Annotated in this window: 8 protein-coding genes and 1 pseudogene; all 9 read left to right on the forward strand. The window is 62.0% G+C overall.

Translation table 11 applies throughout. From position 1 onward, the window contains the following. The coding region (locus G3480_RS24085) for a TIGR02678 family protein (protein ID WP_164656776.1) at window positions 1-1,200 on the forward strand (1,200 nt) is incomplete at its 5' end. Window positions 1,201-1,296: 96 nt separating this feature from the next. After that, window positions 1,297-3,759, forward strand: a pseudogene (gene hsdR / locus G3480_RS24090) (EcoAI/FtnUII family type I restriction enzme subunit R). Between the two features lie 86 nt (window positions 3,760-3,845). Continuing rightward, window positions 3,846-4,118, forward strand: coding sequence for a type II toxin-antitoxin system Phd/YefM family antitoxin (locus G3480_RS24095; protein ID WP_164656777.1), 273 nt, complete (start codon window positions 3,846-3,848; stop codon window positions 4,116-4,118). A gap of 58 nt (window positions 4,119-4,176) precedes the next feature. Beyond that, window positions 4,177-4,623: a type II toxin-antitoxin system VapC family toxin gene (locus G3480_RS24100; RefSeq protein ID WP_164656778.1), complete on the forward strand. Its 447-nt coding sequence runs from the start codon at window positions 4,177-4,179 to the stop codon at window positions 4,621-4,623. Further along, on the forward strand, window positions 4,620-4,883 hold the full coding sequence (locus tag G3480_RS28660) for a type I restriction-modification system subunit M N-terminal domain-containing protein (RefSeq protein ID WP_240906026.1): 264 nt from the start codon (window positions 4,620-4,622) through the stop codon (window positions 4,881-4,883). The genes G3480_RS24100 and G3480_RS28660 overlap by 4 nt, the downstream gene beginning before the upstream one ends. 39 nt (window positions 4,884-4,922) lie before the next feature. Next, complete coding sequence (locus G3480_RS24105) at window positions 4,923-6,368, forward strand: HsdM family class I SAM-dependent methyltransferase (protein WP_338114217.1); 1,446 nt, start codon at window positions 4,923-4,925, stop codon at window positions 6,366-6,368. After that, window positions 6,365-6,961 carry a restriction endonuclease subunit S domain-containing protein gene (locus G3480_RS24110; RefSeq protein WP_164656779.1) on the forward strand — a complete coding sequence of 199 codons (597 nt, stop codon included), beginning with the start codon at window positions 6,365-6,367 and terminating at the stop codon, window positions 6,959-6,961. Before G3480_RS24105 ends, G3480_RS24110 begins: the two co-directional genes overlap by 4 nt. A gap of 96 nt (window positions 6,962-7,057) precedes the next feature. Further along, window positions 7,058-7,735 (forward strand): restriction endonuclease subunit S, encoded by a 678-nt coding sequence (locus G3480_RS24115; protein ID WP_164656780.1) that lies wholly within the window; start codon window positions 7,058-7,060, stop codon window positions 7,733-7,735. Next, a partial coding sequence (locus G3480_RS24120; protein WP_206171869.1) for a transposase occupies window positions 7,687-7,895 on the forward strand: 209 nt, incomplete at its 3' end. The genes G3480_RS24115 and G3480_RS24120, both read left to right, overlap by 49 nt.

Raw genomic sequence — 7,895 nt, forward strand, 5'->3', positions numbered from 1 at the left:
ACCCAACTTCGCGACGATGAACGGCGCCGGGCCATGCGTGGCCTGCTGATGCAGCCCCTGCTCTATGCCGATCACCCGGCCTACCGGCTGGTCAAACGCCATGTCGACTGGCTCAGGGACTGGCTGAACAGCGAGACCCGCTGGGACCTGCGCCTTGAGGCCGACTTCGCGCGTCTGGCCAAGACCGCACCCGAGCACGACGACGGCAGCCGTGCCGCCCGCCCCGGCAAACGCCCGGTGGATCTGGATTTCACGCGCCGCCGCTACGCCCTGCTGTGCCTGGTGCTGGCGGGCCTGGAGCGCGGCGAGATGCAGAGCACCCTGGGTCGATTGGGCAAGGCCGCCATGGACCAGTCCGCCGAGCCCGGTGTCGTGGCCAGCGGATTGGTGTTCGAACTGCGCACCCAGGAAGATCGCCGCGATCTGGTGGCCGTTGTCCGTCTCCTGCTGAACCTCGGCGTGCTGGTCCGAGTGGCCGGCAACGAGGACGCCTATATCAAGAACGAAAGCCAGGACGTCCTCTACGACATCGACCGCCACGTCCTCTCCGCCCTCTTGGTGACCCGGCGTGGTCCGTCCCTGGTCGGGACCCTGGAACAGCCGGAGGACACCCTGGATCAGCGCATCGGCGCCATCACCGCCCGTTTCGTCGCCGACACCCCTGAGGCCCGCAACCGCGAGCTGCGCCAGCGCCTCACCGAGCGTCTGCTCGACGACCCGGTGCTCTATTACGACGCGCTGGACGAGGACGAGCGGGCCTATCTGTTCAACCAGCGCCACGCCATCGTCCAGCGCATCCAGGAGGCCACCGGACTGGTCCCCGAGATGCGCGCCGAGGGCATCGCCATGGTGGACCCGGACGGTGAGCTGGCCGACCAGCGCATGCCCTCCGAGGGCACGGAAGGACACATCACCCTATTGATGGCCGGACATCTCGCGGAGCACCTGTCCCAAGATCAAGCGCAATCCTGGACCAGTCTCCATGCCGCCTATCGGGGCTGGACCGAGCAGTTCGGACGCTACTGGAAGAAGGCCGCCAAGGAGCCCGATGCCGAACAATCCTTCTGCCGGGAGGCCGCCGAGCGACTGGCGGGCCTGGGCTTGGCCAGGCTCGAATCCGACGGCGTTCGTCCGCTGCCCGCCATCGCCCGTTATGCGGTGGAGGCGCCGCGGATCAGTCGAGTTGGCAAGAGTCGATGACTCATTTCATTGTTGCGGCCATCGAATAAGGCGTAATAGGCTGGCTTTCAGGGCGTCTGGATCGCCGTGGGCGTCAAGTGCTATTCGAGAGGGTCTATGGAAATCGCGGACCTCAGCGAGCGGGACATCTGTACGAAGCGCGTCATCCCAGCACTGATTGCCGCTGGCTGGACCCAGCAGCAGTTCCGCGAAGAGGTGCCCCTGACGGCGGGGCGGGTCATGGTTCGCGGCAATCTCGCCTACCGCCTGCAGAATCCCGGCGTGAAAGGTGGTCCCAAGCGGGCAGATTTCGTGCTGTACGCCTATGGCAACATCCCGCTGGTAGTGATCGAGGTCAAGCGGGCGCTTTTCCCGGTCGGTCAGGGAATGCAGCAAGCGCTGGACTATGCCGAGATGCTGGACGCGCCCTTTGCCGTGAGCAGTAACGGCCAGGGGTTCCTCCTACATGATCGCACCGGCCTCACACAACCCGCCGAGCGCGAGCTTGTCATGGACGCTTTTCCCGCTTTCGAGGATCTGTGGACGCTCTATCGGCAGTGGAAAGGCATCGAGTCACCGCCCCAACGCGGGCTACTCGCCCAGCCCTATCACACCGACGGCAGCGGCAAGGAGCCGCGCTACTACCAGCGCGTCGCCATCAACCGTACCATCGAGGCCATCGCCCGCGGCCAGCAGCGCATCCTGCTGGTGATGGCCACCGGCACGGGCAAGACCTAGACCGCCTTCCAGATCATCTGGCGGTTGTGGAAGGCGAAGAGGATGAAGCACATCCTCTTTCTCGCCGACCGCAATATCCTCATCGACCAAACCATTCAGCAGGACTTCGCCCCCTTCGGCGAGGTGATGCACAAGATCCGCAACCGCAAGGTCGAGCGTCGTTACGAGATCTATCTGAGCCTCTACCAGGCCGTGACCGGCAACGCGGAATGGAAGCAGATCTACCGCCAGTTCCCGCCGGACTTCTTCGACTTGGTGGTCATCGACGAATGTCATCGCGGTAGCGCGGCCGAGGACTCCGCCTGGCGTGAGGTGCTGGACTACTTCGACCAGGCGACCCACCTCGGCCTCACGGCCACACCCAAGGAAAAACGCGCGGCCAAGGGCGAGACCCTGATCGAGGATCCCGAATACAACCTCAAATACTTCGGCAATCCCATCTACACCTACTCCCTGCGCCAGGGCATCGAGGACGGTTTCCTGGCGCCCTACAAGGTCATCCGCATCGTCACCGACGCCGATGCACTCGGTTACACGCCAGAGAAGGGCAAGGTCGACAAGGACGGCCAGTTGGTCGAGCAGCGCCAGTACAACACCAAGGACTTCGACCGCACCCTCATCCTGACCAAGCGTACCGAGCTGGTCGCGCGCCGGGTTTGGGAGTATCTCCAGGCGACCGACCCCATGGCCAAGACCATCGTCTTCTGCGACGACCAGCCCCACGCCGAGCGCATGCGTCAGTCCCTGGTCAATCTCATCCCCGAGGCCGCCAAGAATCGGCGCTACGTGGTCCGGATCACGGGCGACGACAAGGAGGGCCAGGCACAGCTCGGTTATTTCATCGACAACGATGAGCCCTATCCGGTGATCGCGACGACCTCCAGGCTGCTCTCCACCGGCGTCGACGCCAAGACCTGCAAGCTCATCGTGCTCGACCAGAGCATCAACTCCATGACCCAGTTCAAGCAGATCCTGGGGCGTGGCACCCGTATCCGCGAGGACTACGGCAAGCTCTACTTCACCATCATGAACTTCAAGAACGCCACCCGGCTGTTCCAGGATCCGGAGTTCGATGGCGAGCCGGTCACCGTCCATGAGCCGCGTCCGGATGAGTCCGTCGTGCCACCAGAAGAGACCGTCGCCCTCGACGAAGCTGGGAATGTCCAAGAGGGAGCCCGGCCGCGGGATGAGGTCGATCTGGAAGCATCGACTGAAGAGGTCACGGCCACGACCGAGGTCCGCGAGCCGGAAGCGCGGCCCCGTTACACCATCGAAGACGTGCGCGTGCGGACCGCCGTCGAGCGCTCGCAGTACCTCGATGCGAACGGCCGACTGATCACCGAGGACTACCGTGCACCGCTCAAGGACCAGATGCGGAAGACCTTGCGACGTGAATTCGCCTCGCTGGACGACTTCCTGCGCCGCTGGTCCTCGGCCGAGCGCAAGCAGGCCGTGCTCGACGAGCTTGCCGGACAAGGCGTGCCGCTCGCAGCGTTGCGCCAGGCCGTGCCCGACGGCGAGGCCCTGGACGTCTTCGACCTGGTCGCGCATATCGCCTTCGACCAGCCGCCCCTGAGCCGCCGCGAGCGCGCCGACAATGTTCGCAAGCGCAACTACTTCGGCAAGTACGGTGAAGATGCCCGCGCCGTGCTCGACGCCCTGCTGGACAAATATGCCGACCACGGCATCGCCGACATCGAAGACCCGAGGGTGCTCGAGCTGCCGCCCTTCGATGGCATCGGCAGCAAGACCCAGATCCGCCGCGGCATCTTCGGCGGTTCGGACAAATTCTCTGAGGCACTCACCGAGCTCGAGCAGATGCTCTATCAAGACAGTGCCTGAGGGTAACGAGATATCCGAAGCCGCTTTACAAACCACACTGATTCACTGATTATCAGATTTTCTGAGATACAGGGCCGACTCAAGCCATGGAACAAGTGAACGTCACGCAAGCGGCCCGGCAGTTGTCGGACCTCCTGAATCGCGTCGCCTATCAGGGTGCCAGCTTCGAGCTCACCCGCGGTGGCCGCCGCATCGCCCGCCTGGTGCCGGCTGGACCCTCGAAATCGGTCAAGGTCTCGGAGCTGAACGCCATCTTCGCCCGAATCCCCAAGCTCGGAGAGGATGCGGATGCCTTCGAGCGCGACATCGCCGATGCGCAGTCCGTCCTGGTAACGGATCGGGATCCCTGGGAAGACTGACCGATCCCAATCCGGCATCGACCCGGCTCCAGGCCGGACACCATGGAGTCAGCGACCAATGGGCCTGCTCATCGACACCGGAGTCCTGATTCGCGTCGAGCGCGGTCTCGGTGCGAAGCTGGACTTCTCCCCCTGGGAGCGCTACGGCGACGCGGCCATCAGCGTCATCACCGCATCGGAGCTGCTCGCCGGCGTGCATCGAGCGACGCCCGAGGAGCGCCGTATCCGACGATCCGCCTCGGTGGAGGCCGTGCTCGCGGCCTTACCCATCCTGGACATCACCCTGGAAATCGCCCGCGTCCATGCGGAGCTGGTCGCCGCGCTGCGTCGACAAGGCCAAACGCTGGGCGCCAACGACGCCTTGATCGCCGCCACGGCGCTGGCCAACGGCTACGCCCTGCTGACCACTGACGTCGGCGACTTCAGTCGTGTTCCTGGGCTGGACGTGCTTCCCTTCGATCAGCCGACCACCGCGGCCGGCGCCGACGACCCGACGACCCCATGAACCTCAGCACCACCATCAAGACCATCCAGGACATCATGCGCAAGGACGACGGCGTCGACGGCGACGCCCAGCGCATCGGCCAGCTCTCCTGGATGCTGTTCCTCAAGATCTTCGACCAGTGCGAGGACGGCTGGGAGGACGACGCCCGCGATCAGGGCCGTACCTATCGCTCGGCGATCCCGGAGGACTGCCGCTGGCGCAACTGGGCGGCGTACAAGGACGGCAAGCCGCAAATTCCGGCAAACGAGCTGATCCCCTAGGTCAACAATACCCTGTTCCCCGGCCTCAAGGAGCTGCCGGTGGCCGGCAAGCCCGCCGCCAAGGTGGTCCGCGAGGTCTTCGTCGACGCCAACAACTACATGAAGTCCGGCACCCTGATGCTGGGCATCATCGAGAAGCTCGAAGAGGCGATCGACTTCCACGACCTCAAGGCACGCGGCCAGCTCGGCGACATCTACGAGCAGGTGCTCAACGACCTGCGGAGCGCCGGCAATGCCGGCGAGTTCTACACCCCGCGGGCGGTCACCGAGTTCATGGTGGCCCGTGTCGATCCACGTCTGGATGAGCATGAGACGGTGCTCGACCCGGCCTGCGGCACCGGCGGCTTTCTCACCGCCACCATCGCCCATTTCGAGAAGCAGCTCGACGATCGCTCCGGTCCCGATGACCGCCGCGCCATCGCCGACTGCATCCGCGGCATGGAGAAGAAGCAGCTCCCGCATCTGCTCTGCACCACCAATCTGATGCTTCACGGCATCGAGGTGCCGAGCATGATCGAGCACCGCAACACCCTCTCCACAGGCTGGAATGAGTGGCGCAAGGCCGATCGGGTCGACTGCGTCATCACCAACCCTCCTTTCGGGGGCATGGAGGATGAGAGTTCCGGCAACGATTACCGGATGCAGACCCGTGAGACCGCAGACATGTTCATGACCCTGATCGTGAACAGACTATTGAAGGAGGACGGCGGCCGGGCTGCGGTCGTGCTGCCGGACGGCTTCCTGTTCGGAGAGGGGATCAAGGCCAAGATCAAGGAAGAGTTGCTGGAGAAGTGCCATCTGCACTCCGTCGTCCGCCTGCCCAACGGCGTCTTCAATCCCTACACCGGCATCAAGAACAATCTGCTCTTCTTCACCCGTGGTCGGCCGACCGACGACATCTGGTTCTACGAGCACCGCTACCCAGCGAGCGTCAAGAGCTACTCCAAGACCAAGCCGCTGCGCATCGAGGAGCTACAGCCCGTCGCGGACTGGTGGGGTAAGGAGTCCGACGGCTTCGCGGGCCGGGTCGAGACCGAGCAAGCCTGGCGGGTCGACTTCAAAACACTGAAGGCCGAGGCCATTGCCAAGGCCCAGCCGCATTGGGACGAGGCCGAGCATTACACTAACCAGGCGAATGCGATCAACGAGCAGGCCAAGGCGTTACGCGCATCGATCCGGGGCGAGAAAGACGCTGCCAAGCGCCGGCCGGTCGAGGACCAGCTCGCCGAGCTGAGCCGTCGCATCGACGGTCTGCGTCAGCAAGCGAAGGACGCCCAGGCCGCCGGCGACCGGCTGTACTGGCCCATCTACAACCTGGACCTGAAGAACCCGAACGCCCCGGAGGAGGAGAGCCACGACCCGGACGTGCTGCTGGCCAAATACAAGAAGCTGCTCGCCGAGATCGAGGCGACCCAGAACCAGTTGCGTGACGAGCTGGCGAAGGCGTTGGGGCATCGCATCGAGATGGAAGAGGCTGGGTCGTGAAGGTCAAGGAGTTTTTGGAGAATTTCCGCTATGTGGCGGAGGCGCCCGAAGGCCTTAGGCGGCTGAGAGAATTGGTCTTGAATTTGGCGATTTCCGGTGGATTGTCTCTGCCCGACGAGAAGGATTCACCTATCTCCGTTTCTATAGATGAAATCGGTGTCGTCCGGTCGGCAGCTCTGGAGAGTGGGCTTGCCAAGGTTGTTAGAGGTACCAGGCCTTTGGCTAGTTTGGAAAAGCCGTACAGTATTCCAGCGCATTGGCGTTGGGTAAACTTGGAGATGCTCGCTTTTCCCCTCGCTGGATTCGCCTTCAAGTCCAGTCATTTCAACGCTGGCGGGAAAGGAATTCCTCTCATACGGATTCGTGACGTTGGGCGGGACACAGCCGAAACCTACTATTCGGGACCCTATCGAGATGAGTTCCTGGTTTCGCAAGGGGACTACTTGATCGCAATGGACGGAGATTTTCGCGTCCGTGCTTGGGCTGGGAGTCAGGCTTTACTGAATCAGCGAGTCACGCGACTCATTCACTACGACCATTCCCCATTGAAGTTCGTTGGTAACGATTCAATATTTATGTTTTCTTTTGCATGAATTTTGCTTTAACAAAAATATAGCTATAAAACAATAGGTTGCAGTTTTATATAGATTAATTAAGTTGTATAACTTATTTTTGAATCGTTACTTGCCATGTCTCTCCAAGACGGGCTTTCTCGGTTGCAAGGATCCAAGGCATACACAACAGTTGATCATCTTTCCGGAAAACAGATTGCAGAAACGCCAATTCCTTTCCCGCCAGTAGAGGAGCAACAACGCATCGTCGCAAGAGTGGATGAGCTGATGGCGCTGTGCGACAAGCTGGAGGCGCAGCAGCAGGAGCGTGCGCGGAGCTATTCGATTGTCAGCACTGCCTCCTTTACAAGCCTGACAAATCAGGCCAGCGCATTTCGTCTGCACTCCATATTCGAAGATCTTCGTTACTTACCGCCGACAGATCTTCGCGCCGCGCTGGCCATGCTTGCCTTGAAGGGCGAAATTTCTGATGCGGATCAACAGGACGCTTCGGTGTTCGGTATGCTTGAGGATCTCGACGCGGCCCGGAGGAAATACGCCTTGGCGTATGGTACAAAGCTGCCGAAGCTACGCACTATTGGTGATGAGATCCCTTTCCGTATCAAGCCGAGTTGGACCTGGGTGAGGTTGAATCGGTTGTTCAATTTCATTACCGACGGCGATCATCAGCCGCCGCCAAGATCACCATCCGAAGGGAACCAGGGTCAGGTCTTGCAATCCAGCACCGTTAACCTATGCTCTACCCCATGTCCAGACCTCTACGCATTGAGCTTGCTGGCGGGCTCTATCATGTGACGGCGCGCGGTGATCGGCGCGAGGCGATCTATCGCGACGATCAGGACCGCGTGGATTGGCTGACGCTGCTTGGCGAGGTCTGTCGTCGGTTCAACTGGCGCTGCCACGCCTACTGCGAGATGACCAATCATTATCACTGCGTCGTCGAGACGCCCGATGC

Origin of the sequence: Thiorhodococcus mannitoliphagus (assembly GCF_010915725.1) — a bacterium.
In the GTDB taxonomy this organism is placed as follows: Bacteria; Pseudomonadota; Gammaproteobacteria; order Chromatiales; family Chromatiaceae; genus Thiorhodococcus; species Thiorhodococcus mannitoliphagus.